This window comes from Kribbella sp. NPDC003557 (assembly GCF_040610805.1).
Lineage (GTDB): Bacteria > Actinomycetota > Actinomycetes > Propionibacteriales > Kribbellaceae > Kribbella.
This window is the reverse complement of the sequence record NZ_JBEXMY010000015.1, coordinates 83057-105982: the sequence shown is the minus strand read 5'-3', so window position 1 is coordinate 105982 and position 22926 is coordinate 83057. Positions and strand designations below refer to the sequence as shown.

General features: G+C 70.0%; 19 protein-coding genes. 12 read left to right on the top strand and 7 right to left on the bottom strand.

Features of this window, described 5'->3' with window-relative positions; genetic code table 11:
- Window positions 1–125 precede the first annotated feature (125 nt).
- From ABZW60_RS40355 to ABZW60_RS40340, 4 genes are all read right to left on the bottom strand, one after another.
- Window positions 126–617 carry a hypothetical protein gene (locus ABZW60_RS40355; RefSeq protein WP_355485954.1) on the bottom strand — a complete coding sequence of 164 codons (492 nt, stop codon included), beginning with the start codon at window positions 615–617 and terminating at the stop codon, window positions 126–128.
- A complete protein-coding gene (locus tag ABZW60_RS40350) occupies window positions 614–1165 on the bottom strand; it encodes a hypothetical protein (RefSeq protein WP_355485953.1) in 552 nt (183 codons plus the stop codon). Before ABZW60_RS40350 ends, ABZW60_RS40355 begins: the two co-directional genes overlap by 4 nt.
- A gap of 108 nt (window positions 1166–1273) precedes the next feature.
- Complete coding sequence (locus tag ABZW60_RS40345) at window positions 1274–1813, bottom strand: dihydrofolate reductase family protein (protein WP_355485952.1); 540 nt, start codon at window positions 1811–1813, stop codon at window positions 1274–1276.
- 12 nt (window positions 1814–1825) lie between these two features.
- Window positions 1826–2389, bottom strand: coding sequence for an NAD(P)H-dependent oxidoreductase (locus tag ABZW60_RS40340; RefSeq protein ID WP_355485951.1), 564 nt, complete (start codon window positions 2387–2389; stop codon window positions 1826–1828).
- Window positions 2390–2482: 93 nt separating this feature from the next.
- Here ABZW60_RS40340 and ABZW60_RS40335 point away from each other — a divergent pair, with 93 nt between their 5' ends.
- Both ABZW60_RS40335 and ABZW60_RS40330 read left to right on the top strand, forming a co-directional pair.
- Window positions 2483–5509, top strand: a complete 3027-nt coding sequence (locus ABZW60_RS40335; RefSeq protein WP_355485950.1) for a BTAD domain-containing putative transcriptional regulator — start codon at window positions 2483–2485, stop codon at window positions 5507–5509.
- Window positions 5510–5586: 77 nt separating this feature from the next.
- Window positions 5587–7098 (top strand): LLM class flavin-dependent oxidoreductase, encoded by a 1512-nt coding sequence (locus tag ABZW60_RS40330; RefSeq protein ID WP_355485949.1) that lies wholly within the window; start codon window positions 5587–5589, stop codon window positions 7096–7098.
- A 4-nt stretch (window positions 7099–7102) separates the two neighbouring features.
- On the opposite strand, the gene ABZW60_RS40325 is transcribed toward ABZW60_RS40330, so the two are convergent.
- Complete coding sequence (locus ABZW60_RS40325; RefSeq protein ID WP_355485948.1) at window positions 7103–7729, bottom strand: DUF6308 family protein; 627 nt, start codon at window positions 7727–7729, stop codon at window positions 7103–7105.
- 352 nt (window positions 7730–8081) lie between these two features.
- On the opposite strand from ABZW60_RS40325, the gene ABZW60_RS40320 reads away from it, so the two are divergent.
- From ABZW60_RS40320 to ABZW60_RS40300, 5 genes are all read left to right on the top strand, one after another.
- Entirely contained in the window at window positions 8082–8531 is a 450-nt protein-coding gene (locus ABZW60_RS40320; RefSeq protein WP_355485947.1) for a hypothetical protein, read from the top strand.
- Complete coding sequence (locus ABZW60_RS40315; RefSeq protein WP_355485946.1) at window positions 8518–8886, top strand: hypothetical protein; 369 nt, start codon at window positions 8518–8520, stop codon at window positions 8884–8886. The genes ABZW60_RS40320 and ABZW60_RS40315 overlap by 14 nt, the downstream gene beginning before the upstream one ends.
- A 225-nt stretch (window positions 8887–9111) precedes the next feature.
- Complete coding sequence (locus ABZW60_RS40310) at window positions 9112–9537, top strand: barstar family protein (protein ID WP_355485945.1); 426 nt, start codon at window positions 9112–9114, stop codon at window positions 9535–9537.
- A gap of 210 nt (window positions 9538–9747) precedes the next feature.
- Window positions 9748–10317 (top strand): LysE family transporter, encoded by a 570-nt coding sequence (locus ABZW60_RS40305; RefSeq protein WP_355485944.1) that lies wholly within the window; start codon window positions 9748–9750, stop codon window positions 10315–10317.
- A 331-nt stretch (window positions 10318–10648) separates the two neighbouring features.
- Window positions 10649–11452 carry an alpha/beta hydrolase gene (locus tag ABZW60_RS40300; RefSeq protein ID WP_355485943.1) on the top strand — a complete coding sequence of 268 codons (804 nt, stop codon included), beginning with the start codon at window positions 10649–10651 and terminating at the stop codon, window positions 11450–11452.
- A gap of 44 nt (window positions 11453–11496) precedes the next feature.
- Here the strand turns inward: ABZW60_RS40300 and ABZW60_RS40295 are convergent, their stop codons facing one another.
- Window positions 11497–15282 carry a UvrD-helicase domain-containing protein gene (locus tag ABZW60_RS40295; RefSeq protein WP_355485942.1) on the bottom strand — a complete coding sequence of 1262 codons (3786 nt, stop codon included), beginning with the start codon at window positions 15280–15282 and terminating at the stop codon, window positions 11497–11499.
- Between the two features lie 27 nt (window positions 15283–15309).
- Window positions 15310–18384 carry a PD-(D/E)XK nuclease family protein gene (locus ABZW60_RS40290; protein WP_355485941.1) on the bottom strand — a complete coding sequence of 1025 codons (3075 nt, stop codon included), beginning with the start codon at window positions 18382–18384 and terminating at the stop codon, window positions 15310–15312.
- Between the two features lie 121 nt (window positions 18385–18505).
- Here ABZW60_RS40290 and ABZW60_RS40285 point away from each other — a divergent pair, with 121 nt between their 5' ends.
- The 5 genes from ABZW60_RS40285 to ABZW60_RS40265 all read left to right on the top strand — a co-directional run bounded on the left by ABZW60_RS40285 (window position 18506) and on the right by ABZW60_RS40265 (window position 22921).
- Window positions 18506–18703: a hypothetical protein gene (locus ABZW60_RS40285; protein ID WP_355485940.1), complete on the top strand. Its 198-nt coding sequence runs from the start codon at window positions 18506–18508 to the stop codon at window positions 18701–18703.
- A gap of 7 nt (window positions 18704–18710) precedes the next feature.
- Window positions 18711–19106: a VOC family protein gene (locus ABZW60_RS40280; protein WP_355485939.1), complete on the top strand. Its 396-nt coding sequence runs from the start codon at window positions 18711–18713 to the stop codon at window positions 19104–19106.
- 130 nt (window positions 19107–19236) lie between these two features.
- Entirely contained in the window at window positions 19237–21969 is a 2733-nt protein-coding gene (locus tag ABZW60_RS40275) for an FtsK/SpoIIIE domain-containing protein (RefSeq protein WP_355485938.1), read from the top strand.
- Complete coding sequence (locus ABZW60_RS40270) at window positions 21966–22643, top strand: hypothetical protein (RefSeq protein ID WP_355485937.1); 678 nt, start codon at window positions 21966–21968, stop codon at window positions 22641–22643. Before ABZW60_RS40275 ends, ABZW60_RS40270 begins: the two co-directional genes overlap by 4 nt.
- Before the next feature lie 17 nt (window positions 22644–22660).
- Entirely contained in the window at window positions 22661–22921 is a 261-nt protein-coding gene (locus tag ABZW60_RS40265) for a hypothetical protein (RefSeq protein WP_130388988.1), read from the top strand.
- Window positions 22922–22926: the final 5 nt, after the last annotated feature.

Below are 22926 nucleotides of genomic sequence, written 5' to 3'. Positions count from 1 at the left end.
ACTTTTCCAACCCCGCCCGCTCTCCGTATTTTTCCAACACCACCAAAAACACCGCCCCCCCCCAAACGCCGGCGGGGCGGCCGGTACGACGTCGTACCGGCCGCCGCGCGTTGCTCACGCTGTGCTCACAACGTCAGCAGGCGCTGGAAGAACGCGCGGTAGCGCTGCAGCGCCGAGCGGAGGTCCTCGGTCGACGGCTCACCGCCCGACCACTGGTGCTCGAGGTCCTGACGCTGCCGGTCGAAGCCGTCCGCGAGGTGCCTGAGCACGTCGTCGACCAGCTTGTCGGCCTCGACCACGGCGTTGCGCGGGTCATCCACGAACCCTTGCTGGACGACGTCCCAGCGGGCGCGGAAGTCGAACGCCGCGTTCTGAGCCACCAACGGGTCCCGGGACGCCGTACGAACCGCCTGCTCCGGCTGGTCACCGACGCGGTCACCCGTGCGGTCGTCGTCCATGCGGCGGTCGTCCGTGCGGTTGCCGTCCGGGTAGTTGTTGTCCGGGTGGCTGTTGTCCGTGGCGCGGCGGCCGGTCAGGTCGGGGTCGGGCTCGAGGTCGTCGGCGTCCAGCATGCGGTCGTCGTCCAGCGGGACGTCGCGACGGTCGGGTGTGGTCATGCTTGCTCCTGGATGTGCTCGCTGTCGTCCAGCAAGGCGTCGACGAGATGGCGGTACGCCGTGACGCCGCGCCGCAGGTCCTCGGTATCGGCCTCGCCGCGGGCCTGCGCGACCGCGATCCGGTGCGCCTCGCGGTAGTGCATCGCGACGTCCGGATGCCCGACGGACACGTCATCGACGCGCTGCTCGAACTCGTCGACGGGGTACCCCGTCTCACGCATCATCCGCAGGACCAGCCGGTCCGCGTCCGCGACCGCACCGGCGGGCCGGTCGACGAAGCTCCGCTGCACCTCGGCCCACTCGGCCCGGTACGTCTCCGCGGACTCGCGACTCAGCGGTGTGATGTGCAGCCTCGACACCCGGCGCTGCCGCGCACGCAGCTCGTGCTCGGCGCTGCGCCGATCACCCGTCTCCTCGACGGCATGCTCGTACTCCGGGCCGAAATGGCGCTGCAGCTCGCCGGATCTCCTGCGCTGGTACAGGTAGAACAGTGCCGCGGCCGCGAGCAGGACCACGACGACGACCACGATGGTCAGGACGGTACCCATCAGAACTCTCCAGTCTCCCGAGACTTCGACCGGTACCCACGCCCGATGCGGACAAGCCTCCGGCCGGCCACCCACAGCGGGTGACCGGCCGGAGCGGCGGCGTGACGGTCAGGCCTTCGGGCCGAGCTTGTGCACGACGATGCCGGACTTGAACGTCGTCGTACCGAGCAGTTCGAGATGGGTGATGTCGATGCCGTCCCCCTGGAACATCGTCGAGCCGTCGGCGACGACCGGGAAGATCCAGAAGTGGTACTCGTCGACGAGCTTGTTCTCCAGCAGCGTCTTCGAGAACGACCCGGTGCCGTACTTGATCAGGTCACCGCCCTCGGACTCCTTGAGCTTGCGGACGGCCTCGGCGGCGTCGCCCTCGAGCGGCTGGGCGTTCCACTTCCACTCGGTCACGGTGCGCGAGGCGACGTACTTCGGCATCGCGTTGAACATGTCGGCGAACGGGTCGCCGGCCCGGGACAGCCACGCGTCCGCGAAACCCTCGTAGGTGAGGCGGCCGAGCACCTGCGCCTCGACACCCTCCATCAGGCCCTGCGTGTACGCGGCGTGCTCGTCGTCCCAGTACGGCGGGCTCCAGTTCTGCGGCTCGTCGATGACGCCGTTCAGGGTGACGAAGGTGGATTCGATCAGCTTCCTCATGGGTCTTTCCTCTCAGTGTCGGTACGGGCGCCGGTTGCGCGCGTCCTGTAGTGCTTCGGCCCACCAGACGAGCTGGTCGAGCATGAGCTTGGCGGAGGCCTCGTAGCCGGCGGACGGCCGCGGCCAGCCGCCGTCCGCGGTGAACTGCTCCCAGTAGCAGGGCAGTGCGACAGTGTTGCGGATGGTGACGGCCTGGAGTTCGCTGAAGACCTGCCGCAGCTGTGCGGCGGCGTAGCAGCCGCCGCTCTCCCGGCCGTAGCTGACGATCGCGACCGGCTTGGCGTGCCACTCCTCGTAGTACCAGTCCAGTGCGGTCTTCAGCGGGGCCGGAAAGCTGCAGTTGATCTCCGGGCTGACGACGGCGAACGCGTCCGCCGCGGCCAGTCGGGTGCCCAGTACAGCGACCTCCCGCGGTGTCTCCTCGTCGGCGTCGGGCAGTGCTGCCGGCAGATCCTCGGTGGCCAGGTCGACCAGGTCGACGTCGAACTGCTTGGCCGCCTGCTCGGCGAGCCAGTTCGCCACGGTCGGCCCGAACCGGCCGGGCCGGGTGCTGCCGATGATCACTGCCAGTCGCATCTGCTGTCCTCCTTCCGTCTGACACAGACACTGCCGGAAGGGGTTTACGGTTTCTTTCCGGTCGTTCCCGGCGGACCGGAATAAGGTGCCGTCATGCGCTTCGGGGTGCTGGGACCGGTGACGGCCTGGACGGACGCGGGGACGCCTGTGGTTATCCAGGGGCTGAAGGTGCGTGCGTTGCTGGCTGACCTGCTGGTGCACGAGGGCCGGCCGGTGCCCGCGGACCGGCTGATCGACGACCTGTGGGGCTCTGAGCTGCCCGGAAACCCGTCAGGCACGCTGTCCGCGAAGGTGTCCCAGCTACGGCGAGCCTTCGAGGACGCTGAGCCTGGCAGCCGCTCGCTCGTGCAGTCCGGCCCGGCGGGCTATTCACTGGCGGTTTCTGCCGCCAGCTATGACGCGCTGCGCTTCGGCGAACTGCTGGCCGCCGGAGCACTCGACGAGGCCCTGGCGCTGTGGCGGGGGCCGGCGTACGCCGACTTCGGGGACGACGCGTTCACCGAGACAGCCGTAGCGCGGCTGACGGACCTGCGGCTCACGGCGCTCGAGCAGGCGGATCTGCCGGTGGTCGACCTGGCTGCCTTGGTCAAGGAGCACCCGTTGCGTGAGGGCCTGCGGGCCGCGCACATGAAGGCGCTCTACCGGGCCGGTCGGCAGACGGAGGCGCTGGAGAGCTACGACGAGCTGCGGCAGCTGCTGCTCGATGACCTCGGACTGGATCCAGGGCCTGAGCTGGTCACGCTGCAGCAGTCGATCCTCACGCAGGAGCTGCCGCACGCTCGCAACAACCTCCCTGCGCAGATGACCGAGCTGATCGGCCGTTCTGATGCGCTGGCCGACATCAGTGCCCGATTGGGCACATCACGCCTGGTGACTCTGACCGGGCCGGGAGGTGTGGGCAAGACTCGCCTGGCACTGGCTGCTGCGGCCGGTGTGACGGACAGGTTCGCGGACGGTGTCGTCCTTGTCGAGTTGGCAGCCGTGACCCCTGACGCGCTATCGGTCACCAACTCGCTGACAGACGCCGTACAGGCCGCTCTGGACCTCCGGGACACCGAAGACTCGCCGGTAGTCGATCGGCTGGCCTCAGTGATGGGCTCCCGGCTGCTGGTGCTCGACAACTGCGAGCAGATCGTCGACGAGGTCGCTGCGCTGACAGACCGTTTGCTGGCCGCCGCTCCGGGCCTGCGTGTGCTCGCGACGAGTCGTGAGCCGCTCGGGCTCGCCGGTGAGGTGGTGTGGAGTGTGCCGCCGCTGTCCGTTCCTCCGCTGTCGACAGGAGTAGACGAGGTCGGTGAGTGTAGTGCGGCGCAGCTGTTCGTCACGCGGGCGGCTGCGGCGTCGCGAGGCTTCGAGTTGACGGACGAGACTGTTGCGGACGTCGCCGTACTGTGTCGGCGGCTGGACGGGATCCCGCTGGCGCTGGAGCTGGCTGCGACGCGCGTGCGCGCCTTGGGAGTACGCGGGCTCGTCACGCGGCTGGACGACCGCTTCCGGTTGCTGGCGACAGGACACCGTGGTGCTGCGCCGCGACAGCAGACATTGCACGCGATGATCGACTGGAGTTGGGAGCTGCTCGACCCGGAGGAGCAGACGGTACTGCGGCGCCTCGCCGTACACGCTGACGACTGTACGGCGGAGGCTGCGGCGGCGGTGTGCGGCGAGGACGACGTCCTGGATGTCCTCGTGCGCCTGGTCGACCGGTCGCTCGTCGTACCGGTGGATGGGGGTCGGTTCCGGCTGCTCGAGTCGGTGGCGGCGTACTGCGTCGACAAGCTGACGGTGACGAGTGAGCTGGAGTCGTCACGGCAGCGGCACCTGTCGTACTACGTGTCGCTGGCCGAGACTGCGCGGCCGGGCTTGTTCGGTGACGAGCAGAGCCGGTGGCTGGAGCTGCTGGACGACGACTCGGCGAACTTCCGGACCGCGCTGGATCGGGCTGTGGCCACTGGACAGCTGGACCTCGCGGAGCGGCTTGTGGACGCACTGGCCTGGTACTGGTTCCTGCGTGGTCGGTATGTCGAGGCCATGCGGTCTCTGGAGGCTGTGCCCGGCTCGGCGCGGGCCGGGGTGTGGCGGACCGGCTTCATGTACCTGCTGGGACACCCTGATGCGGCGGCCGAGCGGGACCGCTGGCTGGACGATGCGGACGCCATGGGGCTGTGGTGGATCGCTCATGCGGCCAGCGATGTCGGCGACCTGTCCGCGTGCCTGTCGATGCTCGACCAGGCGCTGAAGAGCTTTGAGGCCGACGGGAACCGGTGGGGCGTTGCGGCCGTGCTGGCTGCGCGGGCCAAGCACGCACACGTACGGGCGGACCTGCCTGCCCTGTACGACGACGCGTGCCAGAGCATCGGCATCTTCCGCTCGCTGGGGGACCGGTGGGGCGTGCTGCAGGCGACGGGGTGGTTCGGGGCGCACGCTGAGCTCGTCGGCGACTTCGACGAGGCGGAGCGGTTGCACCTCGAGGGCATGGAGGCCGCGGAGGAGATCGGGCTGTGGCCCGAGGTCGCCAGCGCGGCCGGCATGCTGGGTTGGACCGCGATCCGGCGCGGACAGTTCGAGTCGGCCCGGGCGTACGGCGAGCGTGGGCTGCGGCTGGCGACGGAGCAGGGGCAGCGCGCGACCCAGGCCCTCGCGGAGCTGGTGCTCGGCTTCGCGGCCCGTCGTACCGGGGCGCTGGAGGAGGCCTCGTCGCGGCTGCAGGCGCTGATCGATGCCGCCCGCCGACAGTCGGAATCCGTTTTGTATCTGTCGATCGTGCTGGCGGAGCTCGGGTTCGTCAGAGAGCTCCAGGGCCGGCTTGACGAGGCGTTGGAGTTGCATCTGGAGGCGTTCCGGGTCTCGGAGGAGTTCGACTCGCTGCGGGGCCAGTGCTGGGCGCTGGAGGGGATCGCGGCCTGCCACCCGGACAAGACGCTGGCGGCGATGCTGCTGGGCAGCGCAGCCGCCACGCGGGCGACCGAGAACTATCTGACGGCCGCGGCCGAGACTGCGGACCTCGAGCGCGCGGTCGCGGCGGCGTCAGAGGCCCTGGGAGCTGATGCCTACCAAGCGGCTTACGAGCAAGGAGCGGGATTGAGCCCTGCCGAGGCGTTCGGCCTGCTAGTCCGGCAGTAGATGTTCTGTAGTTGAGATTATTTGCCTAGCGAAGTAGTTTTGCTCCGCGAACGAACTTCGACAGGTGAAGGTGAACCATGGACTACGGCCACGAGCTGGTCTTCGGCACGTTCCTGACTCCCGCGGTCGACAGGCCGGACCGCGTGATCGCGCTGGCCCAGCTGACCGAGCAGGCCGGCCTCGACCTGGTGACTTTTCAGGACCATCCGTACCAGCCGCGGCTGATGGACGCCTGGACGCTGCTGTCGGTCGTCGCCGCCCAGACCTCGCGGGTGAAGCTGTCCACGAACGTCGCCAACCTGCCGCTGCGGCATCCGGTCGTGCTGGCGCGCAGTGTCGCGACCCTGGACCTGATCACCGGTGGACGGGTCGAGCTCGGGCTGGGGGCCGGCGGGTTCCTCGACGCGGTCGCGGCGAACGGCGGCCCGCGGCTGACGGCCGGGCAGAGCATCACCGCGCTGGAAGAGGCCATCGCGATCATGCGCGAGGTCTGGACGCCCGGCAACGGCGGCATCCGGCTGGCCGGCAAGCACTACACGGTCGCCGGTGCCAAGCGCGGTCCGGCGCCCGCACACGACGTGTCGATCTGGCTGGGTGCGTACAAGCCACGGATGCTCGCCCTGACCGGACGCGTCGCGGACGGCTGGCTGCCGAGCAGCGGGTACGCCGGTCCGGACCAGCTGGCCGCGATGAACAAGATCATCGACGAGGCGGCTGTGGAGGCGGGGCGGGACCCGGCTGCGGTGCGACGGCTGTACAACGTGTCCGGTCAGTTCAGTGGGCGTGGCGGGTTCCTGCAGGGGCCTGAGGAGCTGTGGATCGACCAGCTGACCGAGCTGACGCTGGGAGAGGGCATCAGCACCTACATCCTTGCCTCTGACAACCCCGACGACATCCGGCGGTTCGCTGAGGTCGCGGCGGGTGTGCGCGAGGCCGTCGAGGTCGCCCGGTCGGGTGCTGCCGTGCCGGCTTCGCCCGTGGTTCCGGCCTCGGGCTTCGGCGTCGTGCCGACACCACCTCCGGCAGTGCGGCGCAGCGCCGTACAGCTGCTGGACGAGTCCGCGCGGCCGACAGGGCCCGCACCGGATCCGTCGCGGACATATACGCCGTACCAGTTGCAGTCCGGCCAGCACCTGATCGACGTCCACGACCATCTGCGGGCGGAGCTCGACCAGGTCCGCGATCTGGTCGAGCAGGTCGCGGCCGGGACGCTCGGGGTCGGTGCGGCGCGGTCGCACATCAACACGATGACCATGCGGCAGAACAACTGGACGCTGGGGACGTACTGCGAGTCCTACTGCCGCCTGGTCACGACGCATCACTCGCTGGAGGACGCCTCGCTGTTCCCGCACCTCCGCCGGGCCGACCCTGAGCTGGCGCCGGTCGTGGACCGGCTGCAGGAGGAGCACAAGATCATCCACGACGTCCTGGAAGGTGTCGACAAGGCACTCGTCGCTTTGGTTGACGGATCAGGCGACATCGACGGTCTGCGCGCGGCCGTCGACCTGCTGGACGACACGCTGTTGTCGCACCTGTCCTACGAGGAGCGCGAACTGGTGGAGCCGCTCGCCCGGCTGGGCGTGCTCTAGCCGGCTACTTCGCCTCACCCAGGAGCGAGGCGAGGATGTCGAGGAGCCGGAGCGTCGGGACCTCGCCGAGCAGGCGGGCGGCCGACGTGGCCGGCTCCGCGATCAGGCGGACCTGCAGCAGCTTGAAGTCGCGGACGTTGGCCGGGTTCACCAGGTCCTCGCGGACCGCCTTCAGGAACTCGGCGCCGGCCGACGCCGAGCCGTAGGTCATCCGGATGAAGCTGTCGGTCACCGGGAACAGGTACGGCCGCTTCAGGTGCAGCAGCTTCGACTTCTTCGCGTGCCCGAAGCCGCGGTGGCCGGTGAACTTGTCGTCCAGCGCCATCGCCGCCTCGAACAGCTCACTGCCCGGCGCGGCGTCCTCGAGGCGCGCGTCGACCGGGATCGCCGCCAGTTCCTTCTCGGACTCCACCTCGAGCAGCCACGGGATGTCCATCGCGCGCAGGTCCGCGCCGATCACCATGATCCGGCCCAGGTCGTCGAGCGTGATCCGGTTCGGGTCGGAGCCGCCGACGGTGGTCATCCCCGGCAGCCCGTCGTAGTACTGCAGCACGGCGCCGTTCGTCTCGGCGTACAGCCGCAACTGCGCGATCGCCTCGTCGACGACGATCTTCCGGGTACCGATGTTCATGAGCCACACCCTCACACTCGTGGTGGCAGACCCGCCAGCGGGCGGACAGCATTCGAACGTTTCCTCAGTCTGTTTCCGCAGATCGTAGCGACTCCTGGGGGACCTGCACGCCAGGGTCACTTCCCGTTATCCACAACCTGTAATCATTCGCTCCGCTGCGGTGCCGATCTCCGTAAACTCTCAGTGACAACCCAACGACTGAGCGGAGGCGATCACCCGTGCGGCACCGGCCTGTGGCGCTTGTTCTCGCCGTCCTTCTGCTCCTGCCCATGCCGCCGGCCGCGCAGGCGGCGCGACCCGACGAGTATCCCTGCCTGCACCCCGACATGACCGTGTCCGCGGGCGGCGAGGGGTGACGTCGCCGGGCGGGGTCCACACGCGGTACGAGTACGTTGCCGGGCGGCTGGCGTCGGAGACGGTGGGGGATGCGGCCAAACCGGCGTACCTGACCGAGTACGACGCCGACGGGCGGGTGGTCGCCCAGACCGGCGGGAAGGGCGGCCGGTCGACATGGTCGTGGGACACGGAGGGCATCCGCGGCACGTCGACGATGACCGACCCGACGGGTGGGAAGTGGATCAACGAGTACGAGCGGAACTGGTTGATCCGTCAGACGGATCCGACCGGGGTCACGGCCACGTTCCACTACGACGCCGACGGCAATCTGATCCGGGTCTTCGACAGCCTGGGGCATGGTGCGCGGCACGCGCATGACGCGCTCGGGCGGGATGTCGCCTCGACCGACGTAAGAGCGCTGGAAACCACGTGCCGATCGAGTGGGACCTGCCATGACTCCTTATGAAGAGCTGCCGGGTTTCGAAGCCTATGTGTTGGAAGAGTCCTGGGTCCTCGACGTGACGGCGCGGCCCACATCAGTAGTCTTCCGGATGGATCTCGTACTGACTCCACAGCACCCCCGGTACCTGGCTCCGGAGCCGGGCAATAACCTGTCCTACGTCGACGGTCATCTGGTCTTCGACGACGTCACCGACCTTGAGTGGGTCGCTCAGGGCGCGCCATCGGCAACCGATGCGACCGGCGAGATCGACTACGGACACATCGACACGATGACCTGGGATTCGGGGCTCTACGAGCTCCGGGGCGACTGGGGAGAGATGCGAGTACGAGCCCGGACCGCTCGCGTCGTCCTCGCATGACAGCGGGATGGCGAGCCGTCATGCAATAGGCCATAACAGCGACCGGCTTGCGCTGTTCCTCTGCAAACCGTGCATGAGGGGCGATGGTCAGCCGATCCCGTATCGCGAATGGGGAACGGTGATGTCTGGTAAGAATCCAAGTCTGGAGGAGCGCGGCTCGTCACCGGTTCTGACGGTTCCGTCTACCACACCTGACAACTATCGATTGTTCATCGGGCGCTCGGAATGATCGCCCCCGCAGATCCGGGTGGGCCGTGGGTTCACGATATCGAGCGCTCGAACCTGGATCAGCTGCTTGCCTCGATCGGATCTGTGGATGGCATGCTCAGGCGCTTTGACGGGCGGCGGATGGCGACGCTCGAGGCGCTCTTCGGAGAGTATGTGAGGGAGCTTTCGTTCCCGGAGTACTTCGGATGGAACTGGCCGGCGTTCGACGAATGCATGACTGACTTGGAGTGGCTGCCTGCAAAGCGGTATCTGACGATTGTCGAACATGCGGACGACCTGTTGCGGGAGGAGCCCGGAGAGTTGCCGACGTACCTACGTCAATTGGCGGACATCGGCCGGCACTGGTCGCGAGTTTTTGCTCTGGGTCCGGACTGGGGCGGCGGCGAGGTCCCCTATCACACGGTGCTCGTTCATTCGGAGTAGGTGTGGCCGCCGAGGTAATTGGGTTGAGCGGGTCGGTGTGGGTGCTGATCATGAGGGCATGACTACGACGACCTTTGGACTGTTGCTGGTGGGATCTGTGGCCTTGGTGGCGCGGGTTCAGCAGCAGGTTCGTCGTGGGTGGGGGTCCAGCTTCGGTCAGTCGTGATCGGGGTGGTGGTCGCGGGGCTGTTGGCCGGGTATGGGGTGGCTATGCCGGTTGGGCCTGTCGGGACCTATTTGGTGGCGTTGACGGCGCGGAGTTCGCTGCGGGTCGGGGCGTTTGCGGCGCTCGGGGTTGCTTCGGCGGATGGGGTGTACGCGGCGGTGGCTGCGGGTGCCGGTACGGTGCTGGCTCCGTTGCTGGTGCCGATCGTCGAACCGTTGCGGTGGGCATCGGTTGTGGTGCTGGTCGGGTTGGCGGCGCTCGGGGCGGCCAAGGCGGTACGGCGGTATCGCGAGCGGCGGATCGTTGCGCTGCAGCAGGAGACGCCGGTCGGCGCGTGGACGGCGTACCTCGGGATGCTGGGGATGACGATGCTCAACCCGTGGACGGTGATCTATTTCGCCGCGCTCGTACTCGGTGGGTCGGGTGTCGCGGGCGTGGGGGAGCGGATCGTGTTCGTGGCCGCGGCGTTCGTGGCGTCGGCCAGTTGGCAACTGTTGCTGGCGGGCGGCGGAGCGTTGCTCGGCCGGTTGCTGACCGGAGCCCGTGGGCGGCTCGTCACGACGTTGACGTCGAGCCTACTGATCGTCGTGCTGGCGGTCCGGCTCGTCGCCTAGCCTGGAATGACTGGTCGTACGAGCCGACGCCGGGGCTCCGAGGTGCCCGGCATGACTGGTCGTACGAGCCCAGGCCGGGGTTCCGAGGTGCCCGTATGACTGGTCGTACGAGCCCAGGCCGGGGGCTCGGAGGCGCCTGGCATGACTGGTCGTACGAGCCCGCGCTGGGGGCTCCGAGGCGCCTGGCATGACTTGTCGTACGAGCGCACGTCGGGGGCTCGGAGGTGCGCGGTATGACTCGTCGCACGAACCTACGCTGGGGGCTCCGAGGCGTTCGGCACCCGGAGCGTCTTGGTGGCGTACCGCCGGTGAGGACGGTGGAGAATGAACCGTGATTGTCAGGCGCGGGGATGTGGAGATCGCCGTCACCGATCGCGGGGGTGACGGGCCGGTGGTCGTCCTGCTGCACGGGCTGGCCGGGAGTTCGCGGGAGCTCCTGCCCACAGCAGACGCGCTGACGGACAGGTTCCGGGTCTTGCTGGTCGATCAGCGCGGGCACGGACGCAGTACTCGTCGGCCGGGGGACACCTCGCGGGAGGCGTTCGTCGGCGATGTGGTTGCGGTGATCGAGGAGCTCGCGCCCGGGCAACGAGTCCGGCTGGTCGGGCAGTCGATGGGAGCGCACACGGCGTTCCTGGCCGCCGCGGCCCGCCCCGATCTCGTCGATCGGCTGGTGATGCTCGAAGGCATTGCCGCCGGCGATGACCGGCCGGAGGCGGCGCGCGAACTCGGTGCGTATTTCGACTCGTGGCCGGTCCCGTTCGCGGACGAGGCCGCGGCGCGTTCGTTCCTCGGCGACGGCCCGCTGTCGGTTGCCTTGGTCAACGATCTCGAACGCACGTCCGGCGGGCTGCGGCCGCGGTTCGACGCCGACGTCATGGAGGCCACGATCCTTGCTGTGCAGGCGGATCGGTGGACCGAGTGGGAGAATCTGGCGACGCCGACGCTGGCTGTGTTCGGCGGGCACGGCATGTTCACGGCTGAACAGAAGGACGAGCTGATCCGGCGACGACCGGCCACGCGACGTGCCGACATACCGTCCGCGAGCCACGATGCGCACCTTGATGCGTTCGGCGAATGGATCGAGGTGCTTCGCGAGTATTTGGTCGCAGGGTTCCCCGCGGCCGACGAGTAGCGGTCCGCGGCCGGGATGCTGCACGGGTCCGAGACTTGGGTGGGTCAGAGGCGGCGTTCGACGGCTGTGCCTGGGTTCAGGAAGAGGAGGATGGGCGGGGCGGTGTTCGGGAGGATCTTGGCGTAGGCCTGGAGTTGGGGTGCGTAGTACTCGACCCGGGTGTCGAGGGCGGACGCGGGGATGACGTCGGTCTTGTAGTCGACGATCGTCAGTCGGCCGTCGTCCTCGCGGTAGATGAGGTCGACGAAGCCTTCGAGGACGGTGCCGTCGGGTTGGAGGGCGCCGACGTACGACTCGCGCCAATGCTCGCGGGACGCGGCGCGTTGTACGACGTCGGATGCCAGGGCTGAGCGGACGAGCGCTGTGACGACGTCGTCGTACTCGAGGACGCCCTCGGCCAGGCACTGCGTGGAGACGGCGGCTTCCAGGCCGGCGCCGGTGGAGAGGTCGACGACCTGCAGTACGGCGTGGACGGCGCGGCCGATCGCGGTGCCGTAGCGGCCCTTGGACCATGCTGGGAGCTCGAGGTCGCGGGCGCCCTTGGCAGCGCCGGGGTCGCCAGTCAGGCCGATGACTCCTGCGCCAGAGTCGGCCGCGGCGGCGAGTTCACCCTCGCCGGCGCCAGCGGCGGGCGTGGTCTCGGCGCCCGGATAAGCGCCCGCGGCCGGTGGGGCCGTGGGCGGCGCCGGGGTCAGCTGTGGGGCGGTGGGCGGGGCGAGGGTTAGCTGTGGGGCTGTGCCCTCCAGGCCGGAGGCGGATTGGGCTGAGGGGCGGCGGCTGGCGGATTGGGCGGCGCCGGCCCGGGTCTCCCATTCGCTGCGGGAGATGGGCGGGGTGACGTCGGGGCCGGTGGTGGGCTCGCGGTCGGGGACCGGTGGGCTGGTGAAGAGCGTGACGTGGGGCGCGTCGACGCCGCCGGCGGTTGCCAGGAGCTCGGCGTTGCTGGTGTGGCGGCGGTTCGCGGAGCGGTGCAGGGAGACGACGAGGTGGTCGCGGGCGCGCGTCGCGGCGACGTACAGGAGGCGGCGGCGTTCGTAGTCGTCCATCTGCTCGTCGACGGGTTGGACGAGGTCGAAGTCCTCGGTCTGGACGGAGGACTTGAGCTTGACGGCGTACCCGCCGGTGAGCGGCCAGAGGACCTGGACGCCGCGCTGGCGGTTCGGCGACGCGGTCATGCCGGACAGGATCACGATCGGGAACTCGAGCCCCTTCGCGGCGTGGATCGTCATCACCCGGACGGCGTCGGCGTCGGTCTCGGGCAGGACCGCCTCGGCGACGCGGGACGTCTCCTCGCCCTGGTGGGCGGCCCAGGCGAGGTACGAGCGGAGGCCGCCGTGCTCGACCTCGGACCACGCGCGGGCCTGGTCGACGACGAACCGGATCCGGCGCCAGGCGTCGCGGGCGCGCGGGCCGATCGCGGCGACTTCCAGCATGCGGCGGTCGGCGACGATCTTCGCGAGGACCTCGCTGGGGGTCAGCCAGCGGGCGGCCTTGTAGGTGCCCCAGAGCCATGCCATCGCCTCACCCACCGGGTGAGTGACAAGGGAGTCCGGAATCGGCGCGGTCAACAGAAACCTGCCGCCGTTGACTTTCCAGGTGTAGAGGTCGTCGTCGCCGCAGCCGAACAGCGGCGAACGGAGCGTGGTGACGAGCGCGAGCTGGTCGCTGGGGTCGCCGAGCGCGCGGGCGCAGGCGAGCAGGTCGCGGACCTCGGCGGTCTGGTAGACGAGCGAGCTGGCTTCCGCGCGGTACGGGATGTCGGCGCGGTCGAGGGCGTCCTCGAGGAAGGGGAGCGAGGTGCGGGCCGGGACGAGGACGGCGATGTCGCCGGCTTCCGCGGGGCGCCAGGCCTCGGCGCGGTCGTCGTACACGAGCCAGCCGTCGCGGAGGGCTTCTTCGATGACGGAGGCGACGTCGGTGGCCTCGCGTTCGCGGAGGACGGAGGCTTGGGCGCGGGGGAGGTCGTCGTGCGGCTCGGCGCCGAGGATCGTGACGGCGGGGCCGGCCGATGGGTCCTCGGGTTCGTCGGATGGTTCTTCGAGCGGTACGTCGACGGCGTCGCCGCGGCGGCGGAACGGGAGAACGGCGGCGAGATCGCTGACCTGGTCGCCTGAGTCTGCCGGGGCGTCGATCGCGTTGGTCGTGTCGGTCGTCGCCGCGGTGTCTTCGTCGGTGTCGAAGAGTGTGGGCTCGTCGAAGATCGAGAGTTGGTCGCCCTGGACGGGGTCGGGGGTGGAGGGCGCGCCGGGTCGCGGCCGGCCGCCTGGGCGTGACGCGCCCGCCGAACCGCCAGGCCTCTGCGAGCCGGCAGGCGGGTTCGAGCCCGGATCGGCAGAGGGCTGCGAGCCCGGCCCGGCAACGGGGTGCGAGCCCGGACCGGAGAGCGGCGGTGGGGCGGAGCCGGTGCGGGTTGTGGTGGCGTCGTGGGTGGGGTTGGTGCGGTGGGGGGAGAGGGGCTGGTACGACGGTTGGGCGGCCTCTTGTGGCTGGATCAGGGTGCTGAAGACGGTGTTGATCCATTGGAGGATCGGGGGGACCGTGCGGAAGTTCGTCGTCAGGGCGACGGTCTCGCCGAGCAGCTCCTGGGCGGTCAGGTACGTCGCGATGTTGGCGCGCCGGAAGCGGTAGATCGACTGCTTCGGGTCGCCGACGACGAACAGCCGGCCCTCGGGAACCTCGACGTCCTGCCAGTCCGGTGCGTCGGCCTCCGCGCCGCCGGCGATCCGGACCGCGAGCTCGATCTGGATCGGGTCGGTGTCCTGGAACTCGTCCAGCAGCAACCGCTCGAACCGCTCCTGCAGCGCCGCCCGCACGTCCGCGTCGCGCCGGAGCAGGTCACGCGCCAGCACGAGCAGGTCGTGGAACTCCAGCCGGCCCTCGGCCCGCCGCAGCTCCGCCGACTCCAGCACCCGCTCCGCGATCCAGTGTGAAAGGTGCCGGAGGCAAGCATCAAGGAGCAGCTCGACGAGCGAACCGGCGACCTCGACGACCTCGGTGCAGTCCGCGCGCACCTTCGCGATGTCGGGCCAGTTCTCCTTCCGGCCGATCCGGCCCACCTTGAGACCGCGGAACGTCTGCAGCAGCGCGAGCTGTGTCTCCTGATCGGACGCGGCGTCCAGCATCAGGCCGAGCTCTCGGATCTGCTGGACCTTCGGCAGCAGCCGGTCCTCGGCGTCGAGGCAGGAATCGGCCACCGCCCCGATCTGCGCGGCCGCGGCGACCAGGCCGCTGAGGTCGGGCATCGCGACCAGCTCGGGCGGATCGACCAGGACCCGGTCCGCGATCAGGTCCCAGTCGTTGCCGAACAGGCGGGCGAGCGACCGCAGATGCTTGAGCTCGACCCCGACCGCCATCGCGAGCAGCAGCGGCTCGGCGATCGCGTCGTCGTCGAGGAGTTGCTGCTGCAACTCGGCCCAGCGTTCCTCGAAGGCGACCGACGAGCCGACTTCGTCGAGTACGTCGATGAGCGGCGGCAGCCCGGCCTCGATCGGATGCGCGAGCAGGATCTGTTGCGCGAACGCGTGCAGCGTGCCGATCGACGCCGAGTCCAGATCGTCGAGCGCCGCGTCGGCGAGCGCCCCCGCCGGACCCTTGCGCGCCCGCTCGAACTCGACCCGCAGCCGGTCCCGCAGCTCCGCCCCGGCCTTCTCGGTGAAGGTGACGGCGGCAACGGTCCGCAGCGGTACGCCGTCGCGCAGCACCAGCGTGGCGACCCGGTCGACCAGTGCGTGCGTCTTCCCGGACCCGGCACCCGCCTCCACGAACAGCGTCGTGTCGGTGTCGGACCGGATCCGGTCGCGGGCGGCCCCGTCGAGCAACTGCTCGGTCATCGGCGGCCTCCTGGGAGCGTCGGGCGGCTACTCATCCGAAGCCACCTCCAGCGCGGTCGGGTCGATGAGCCGCACCAGCCGCTCGAGGACAGGGTCGTGACGTTTGCGGTCCCACCGGGCCCGCACCTCGCTGTGCCCGAGACTGTCGGGGTTGCAGTACGGGCACTGCACCCACAGGAAGTCGGGCACCTCGGGCGCCTTCGGCGGGAAGTATCCGGCCGCGATCGACGACACGATCACGTCGAGCGTGTCGACGTAGCGCGCCTCGACCTCGGGTGTCAGCGGGACCGGGATCCGTTTGCCGCCGCGGCGGACGAACCAGTACGACGCCTCGACCGGCGTGGACGGCTCACCGAGGCGGGCGCGTGCGGCGTACGCGTACACAGGAAGCTGGAGTTTCGTCCCGCCGGCGACCGGGTCCGTCTCGATGCCCTCGTACCGCGAGAAGCCGCCGGTCTTCACGTCGGTGACGTAGATCGTGCCGTCCGCGCCGAGGTCGACCTTGTCCGCGGATCCACGCAACAGCACCCGGCCGGACGGCACCGGGATCTCCACCGGCGGCTCGCCGTCGAACCCGAAGGTCAACTCGCTGGCCACCACCGACGCGCGCCGCTCCGAACGCCAACGGTCGTCGTCGGTGAGCAGCACCATCAGATCGCCGAGGATCCGCAGCCGCTCGCGCTGCCACAGCCGGGGATGGCCGGTCAGGCCCTCGGCCTCGAACTGCTCCGCGAGATCCGCGCCGATCGCCAGCAGCAGCGATCGTTGCTCCGCCGTCCAGGGCTCGCCGTACCCAGGCAGCGAACCGGCCAGCCGGGTGACGAACGCGTCGAGGCTGTTGTGGATCAGGTTTCCCACCTGGATGGGGGAGATGACGAGCAGATCCTCCGGAGCCTCCAGCGGCTCCACCTGGAGCAGTCGCTCGACGAAGTACGCGTGTGGGCAGGTCGCATACGACTCCAAGGACGTCGGCGAGGCGATCCGGTCCTCGACCGCGAACTCGGGCAGGCCCGACACCCCGGACAGGTCGCCGTCGAAGCGGGTGAAGGCGTTGGACGCCCGTCCGCGCAGCAGCTCCCGGGCCCGCACCAGCACCCCGTCCTGCACCCACAGCCGCGCCGCCGCGGCCCGCGTCTGCCACTCCTGCTCGGTCGCCGGCATCGTTGCCGTGGTCAACGAACCGGCGTACGACGCCGAGGTCCGCAGCACCTCGCCGTACCGGTCCCATTGCGTGGCCGGCAAAGCATGGTCGCCGGTCAGCTCCCGCAGCGACCCGAGCAGCCAGCGCGTCGGCAACCGTCGCGACGACCGGCGCAGGTCGCCACGCGGGAACGACGCCACGACGCGCGCACCCGCCGAGAACGCGACCAGCAGATGCCGTTGCTTCTCATCCAGCCGATCGCGGAACGACGCAAGCTCCGGCGCGGCCGCCTCACGCACCCGGTGGGGGAGCAGCGCGTCCTCATGGACCCGCCCGGGATACAGGTCCTCGGACAGACCGACGACGTACACGATGTCCGCGGACAGCCCGACGCTCGCCGACAACGGCGCCACCAGGACGCCGGTCCCGAAGGTGCCGACCCGCGGCAGCGACTGCTGCAGCTCCAGATCGAGCACATCCCGCAGGACGGCGAGACTCGCCGGCGTCCCGAGCTCGTCGAGCGTCGACAGACCCTTCAGTGACCCCTCGACGGCGGCTGCGGCGTACTGCTCCTCGATCGGCAGCGACGCGTAGTCCCCGAGCAAGTCGTGGAAGAGCTGCAGCACACCCTCGGACAGCGAGGCCCACGTCTCCAGCGCTGCCAGCTCTCCTAGCCGCCGGCGCAGCGTCGAAGCAAACGTATGAAGCCGCTCCGCCATCGAAGCGTTGTACTGCGCGCGCCGGACCGCGGCCGGGCGCGAGTCCTCGGCAGCCTCTTCCTGATCAGCGGTCCGCCGTTCCGACTCGGCGTATCGCGCCAGCCGGGTGTCCCAGTCGTCCCCGCGCACCACGCCGGCCGCACGCGACATCCGCTCCCACTGCGGCACCGGGATGCGCTCGCCGGTGAAGTCCCGCGTCGGCGCATTCGCGAGCGCACGGAACACGTCCGCGCGCGGCAGGTCCTGGTCGACCAATGCCAGCACTTCGAGGAGCGTCCGCGCGATCGCCCGCTCGTGCACCGGACGCGTCCCCGGCCCGTTGACCTCGATGCGCGCCGCGGCCAGGTGCTCGTGCAGGAGCCGTGCGTACGGCGAGGCGGCGGCGTACAGCACCGCGATCCGGTGTGCCGGCGTGTGTTCCAGGGCCGCGACGACGTCACGCACCACGCAGCGCACCTCGTCGTCGGCGTCGGACGCGTTGAGGATCTCGGTCGCGACCGGGTAGTTCTTCGAGATCGACGACGGCAGGTCGATCCCGATCCGCTCGAGCGACCGCCGGACGGCACGATCGGCGCGGCGGACGTCCGTCAGGCCGACGATCACCGTCAGATCGGCCGCGGCGTCGCCGAGCGCGGCGACGAACGCGGCCTGGGACTGGGTGAGCTCCTGCGGCAGGTACAGCACCAGGGCGCCGAGCTCGCCGACGACGTCGGGCGACGCCGCGATCCGGGCCGCGGCGGCGCGGAGCAGATCGGTCTCGTCGTACCAGTCCGCGGCCAGCTCGGTGGTGACGTAGCGATGCAGCCGGACCAGGTCGGGACCGAGCGCCGACGCGTGCGCGACCTTGTCGAGCGCGGGATCGGTGAGGTCGCGGAGCTCGCGGTGCGCGGAGGCAAGCGCTTGGATGGTCGACGGGTGCTCGGCGACCTCCTCGAAGATGCCGGGGGCTTTCGCGAGCGCCGTCCGCCAGGTGGCCGCGACGATCGGACGGGTGGCCGGGCGACGCGGGGTCAGCAGGCCTGCGGCGATCTGCTCGGCCAGCCGCTCCAGCGTCGCCAGATACAGCCCGCCGATGGACGTGCGGGCGAGGTGGCGGCGGGCGACGACGCCGGCCAGATTGTTCGGCAGGAGCAGGGTGACAGGGGTCATCGGATCGTCGGCCTTCAGCCCTGCGACGACGGCCTGCAGGCGCTCCAGAGCCGCGGCGCCGTACGCCGTGCTCTCGATCCGGGTCGTGCTCACTCCAGCCCCCGATCTGTCCACTGTCACCGCAGACCGTAAACCCTGCCACGGACAGAAAGACGACGGGGCGCGAAACGCCAAGGTTTCTGCAGGGTCGGCGGCTGCCTCGCACAATGAAGAAATGACCAGGGAGACGCGGTTCGCACGGGTTTTGCTCGTGCTCGTCCTCGCGCCCTCCGGCGGGCTGTTCGGCAAGGCCGTCGCCGAGGCCGCGCAGGCCCGTCCGTGGTGGCCCTGGCTGGTGGCCTCGCTCGGCTGGCTGCTGTTGTCCGGCGCGATCTCGGTGGCTGTGTCGCACCATGACGCCGAGCACAGATAATGCTCCGATGGCCGCCGCGGTGCATCACGTCGAGATCTGGGTCCCGGACCTGTCCAGGGCCGTTGCGAGTTGGGGCTGGGTCCTCAACCGGCTGGGCTGGAAGGACGGTGACGGCTGGCCCGGCGGCATGACCTGGGCCGCCCCGGACGGCTGCTACGTGGTCGTCGAGCAGAGCCCGGCGATGTCGGCCGCCGAGCACGACCGGATGCGGCCCGGGATGAACCATCTGGCGCTGAACGCAGGCAGCCGGGCCGAGGTCGACAGCATCGTCGCGGAGGCCGCCGGGCACGGCTGGACACTGATGTTCGCCGACCGTCATCCGTACGCCGGCGGCCCGCAGCATTACGCCGCCTTCCTCCACAACACCGACGGCTACGAGCTCGAGATCGTCGCTCCTGATTAGCAGGTGAGACTACTGATACCTGGAGTGACCACTGGGGCCACTGGTGTGACATGGTTACACCAGGCGAACACGAGGGCAATCAACGGGGCAATCAGTACGGTCGCGGGGCAAGTGTGGAAGGACGATGCTCGTGACGGAGAAGCCTGACGGGGGACCGGCCGCACCGGAGCTCCTGGAAGCGCGGATCCGCGGTTTGCAGCACGCGCTGGGGCAGTTGCTGGACAACGCACGGCGCCTGACGTACGGCGAGCACCAGCGCGCCGTGAAGCTGCACCGTCAACTGCAGGAACAGACGGCGGCGGCCCGGCGGGAGTCCCGGTCGCTGGTCGACGCCAAGACCGCCGAGGCGCTGTCCGACGCCGAGCCCCGGGCCCGGCTGCTCGCGGACCGGCTCGCCCCCGGACTGGCATCGATTCCGCCGAACGACGCGCGCTGGCGTTCGCGGCAGCTGATCGGCGCGGGCGTCCCGGCGTACGTGCGGGTCGGCGAGCTGGATGCCGGTACGCCGGTCGTGGCACCGCTGCTGCGTACCAACGGCTGGAAGGTGACCGGCGACCGCCACGACTCCGCGCGCCGCCTGCTGCAGAGCATCGCGTTGCGGCTGGTGGCGGCGTCGGAACCGTTCCGGCTGCGCATCGACGCGTTCGACCCGAAGCTGACCGGGATGATGGGCCTGCTCGGGCACCTGACCACGAAGTACCCGCAATTGGTGCCCAGGGCAACGCACACCGCGGAACAGCTGCACACGGTGCTGTCCGGGCTCGTCGACGTGTCGTCGCTGCGGGCCAGCCGGCAGGCGCAGCTCGGCCACGAACGCTTCGAGGACCTGCTGAAGGAGACCGGGCAGGTCACCGATCCCTACCGGGTGGTCATCCTGTTCGACTACCCGTTCGGCATCGACACGCTCGCCCAGCGCGACCTGCTCCGGCTGGCCGCGACCGCCGGCAAGCGCGGCATCTGCTTCCTCGTGCACTACGACGCGTCGACGGCGGCCGAGCTCGACGTCGACTCGAAACAATTGCTCGACCTCCTCAATCCGGTTGCTATCGTCAACGATCGGGTCGAGGTCGCGCAGCTGCCGCCGGCCCGGCTGGATCCGCCGTTCGACGCCACCGTCGCCGCGGGCATCTGCGACGTGATCGCCGAGCAGGCCGAGATCGCCGTGCTCCCGACCATCGACTTCGACCGGACCCTGCCGGACCGCTCGACCTGGTGGCAACCGGTCAAGGACGAGATCGGCACCGTGATCGGGTACGACGACCGCACGCCGGCGCTGGTGCGGTTGCGCAGCGGCAACCCGGCGCTCCCGCACGTGCTGGTCGGCGGCGCGGTCGGCCAAGGCAAGTCGAACCTGCTGCTCGTGCTCATCCACGGTCTGGCCGCGCGCTACTCGCCGTCCGACCTGGAGATGTACCTGCTCGACTTCAAACACGGTGTCGAGTTCTCCGCGCTCGGCCCCGGCCCGGAGCGGCCGCACTGGCTGCCGCAGATCCGGGTGCTCGGGGTGCACAGTGACCGCGCGTTCGGACTCGCCGTCCTGCGCCACCTGTCGGACGAGCTCGCGCGCCGCAGCGAGATCTTCAAGTCGCACGGGAACGCCGCTGACATCGCGGAGCTGCCGGCAGGCCCAGAGCGGCCGCCGCGGATCCTTGTCGTGCTGGACGAGTTCCAGGTGCTGCTCGAGGACGACGACGAGCTGGCCGACGAGGCCGCGAAGCTGCTGGAGCGACTGGTCCGGCTGGGGCGCGCGTACGGCGTACACGTGGTGCTGGCGACGCAGACGATCGAGGGCGTGAAGCGGCTGTCGACGCGCCGGGACTCGATCTTCGGCCAGGTGCCGTACCGGATCGCGCTGAAGACGACGCCTGCCGACTCGCAGGCGATTCTGCGTAGCGGCAACACCGCCGCGGCCGAGTTGCAGTTCCGCGGCGAGGCCGTGCTGAACGCGAACTTCGGCTCGCCGGACGACAACCAGCACGTGCTGGTGAGTTTCGCGGACAAGGCCGTGCTCGACTCGCTGCGGCAGGAGCTGTGGACGCGGGCCGGTACGGCGGTGCACCCGCCGCGGGTGTTCCACCTCGCCGAGCCGGCGCGGCTGACGGATACGGCGACGGCAGTGAAGCCTGAGCTCGGCCGACCCTGGACAGGGTTGCCGATCGCGGTCACCGAGGAGCCGGTCGCGGTCGAGGTGCAGCCCGAGCCAGGTGCCGGCGTACTCGTGCTGGGCGACGGGCCGGCGGACGCGCTCGGCGTGCTGACCGGTCTGGCGGTGTCGACGGCGGCCGGGGCTCTGGAGCCGCCACGCTTCCTCTTCGTCGATGGTACGAACTCGGCCCCGGCTGTTGCCGAGGGCAAGGATGCGCTGGTGCAGGTGCTGCGGCAGCTCGGCTGCGAGGTCGAGACCGTCGACAAGCACGACGACATCGCGCCGCGGTTGTTCACGCTGCGGGACGCGATGCGCAACGGGGAGGCCGCGGGGACGTACCTGCTCGGGTTCGGGTTCCACGGCGTACCGCGGATGCAGATGCATGCCGAGGGGTTCTTCGAGAGCCCGGCGAACGTGCTGCAGGACATCGTGCGGGACGGGCCGGCGCAGGGACTGATCACCTTCGGGTGGTGGAACCGGCTGCACGTCTGCACCGAGCAGCTCGGGTACGGGCGCGCGAACGTGGCGACGCATCTGTTCCTGCGGCACCCGCAGGACGGCGTGCGCGCGGTGGCCGGTCCGCTCGTGCGCTGGGCGTCCGAGCCGCACCGGGCGTTGCTGTGGGACGGGTTGCACCCGGAGGCGCAGGTCGTCGTACCGTTCGCGGCGCTGCGGTCGGACGAGGTGGACCGCGCGGTGGAGTTGGTGCGGCGATGAAGACCGAACAGCAGGAGTGGTCCGAGTACACGCGTGCGCTCCGGACGGTCGCGATGGCGCGGACCGACGCGCAGCAGGCGCAGGACCGGGTGACGGCGCACAAGTCGAAGGCGGAGGCGACCGCGGCGGCCGAGGCGGACGCGATGGCCGAGCGCGGGCGGAAGCTGCAGACGCGGCTGAACTCGCTCGCCGAGAAGGCCGCCGAGAGCCTGGCGCGGGCCGGGCTGCCCGCGGACGGGAAGCGGGCGAACCACACGTTGCCCGAGATCCGCGCGCTGAACGACATCGAGAAGATCGCCGAGCGGATCACCGAACAGCTCGCCGAGAGCGTCGACCAGCTGGAGGAGCTGCGGACCAAGGCCCGGGCGCTCCAGGAGCAGCGCAAGCGGCGTACCATCAGCGCGGTCCTGGCGCTGGCCGGGTTCGTGCTGGTGTGGGTGCTGACCGGTTCGTTCCTGGCCGGGGTCGAGGCCATGGCGATCGCCGCCGTCACGATGCTGGCCGCGTCGCGGGTGCTCGGGCTGCCCCGGCTGCCCGGCGCGCGCTGGTGGGGCTGGGGTGGCGCGGCCGCGGTGGTCGTGCTGATGGCGGCCGGGCTGCCGTGGTGGCTCGGGATCCTGGTGCCGGTCGTGGTGGCGGGGACGGCGATCGTGCTGCCGAAGAAGCGCAACTAGTTTGGGAGTGGGTTGAGGTGTCGGACGTACTGCGGCTCAAGGAACAGCTGCACCAGGTCTCGATGGAGGCCAAGCAGGCGGCGGGCGGCCTGGCCGGGTTCAAGCTCAGGTTCACCCAGCACAGCCAGCTGGTGGAGAGCCTGATCGCGGGTACGGCGACCGGCATCGACCGCGACATCACCGAGATCCTGGAGGCCGCGAGCAAGGCCGTCGAACAGGCGGCCGAGGCACTCGAGATCGCCTCTGCCGGCTGCAAGAACTACGCCGACCAGATCTGACGTCC

Bases quoted from the DNA above. Each gene is read 5' to 3' on its own strand.
- ABZW60_RS40355 (WP_355485954.1), bottom strand. From the start codon at position 617: ATGACCACACCCGACCGTCGCGACGTCCCGCTGGACGACGACCGCATG.
- ABZW60_RS40350 (WP_355485953.1), bottom strand. From the start codon at position 1,165: ATGGGTACCGTCCTGACCATCGTGGTCGTCGTCGTGGTCCTGCTCGCG.
- ABZW60_RS40345 (WP_355485952.1), bottom strand. From the start codon at position 1,813: ATGAGGAAGCTGATCGAATCCACCTTCGTCACCCTGAACGGCGTCATC.
- ABZW60_RS40340 (WP_355485951.1), bottom strand. From the start codon at position 2,389: ATGCGACTGGCAGTGATCATCGGCAGCACCCGGCCCGGCCGGTTCGGG.
- ABZW60_RS40335 (WP_355485950.1), top strand. From the start codon at position 2,483: ATGCGCTTCGGGGTGCTGGGACCGGTGACGGCCTGGACGGACGCGGGG.
- ABZW60_RS40330 (WP_355485949.1), top strand. From the start codon at position 5,587: ATGGACTACGGCCACGAGCTGGTCTTCGGCACGTTCCTGACTCCCGCG.
- ABZW60_RS40325 (WP_355485948.1), bottom strand. From the start codon at position 7,729: ATGAACATCGGTACCCGGAAGATCGTCGTCGACGAGGCGATCGCGCAG.
- ABZW60_RS40315 (WP_355485946.1), top strand. From the start codon at position 8,518: ATGACTCCTTATGAAGAGCTGCCGGGTTTCGAAGCCTATGTGTTGGAA.
- ABZW60_RS40310 (WP_355485945.1), top strand. From the start codon at position 9,112: ATGATCGCCCCCGCAGATCCGGGTGGGCCGTGGGTTCACGATATCGAG.
- ABZW60_RS40305 (WP_355485944.1), top strand. From the start codon at position 9,748: ATGCCGGTTGGGCCTGTCGGGACCTATTTGGTGGCGTTGACGGCGCGG.
- ABZW60_RS40295 (WP_355485942.1), bottom strand. From the start codon at position 15,282: ATGACCGAGCAGTTGCTCGACGGGGCCGCCCGCGACCGGATCCGGTCC.
- ABZW60_RS40285 (WP_355485940.1), top strand. From the start codon at position 18,506: ATGACCAGGGAGACGCGGTTCGCACGGGTTTTGCTCGTGCTCGTCCTC.
- ABZW60_RS40280 (WP_355485939.1), top strand. From the start codon at position 18,711: ATGGCCGCCGCGGTGCATCACGTCGAGATCTGGGTCCCGGACCTGTCC.
- ABZW60_RS40270 (WP_355485937.1), top strand. From the start codon at position 21,966: ATGAAGACCGAACAGCAGGAGTGGTCCGAGTACACGCGTGCGCTCCGG.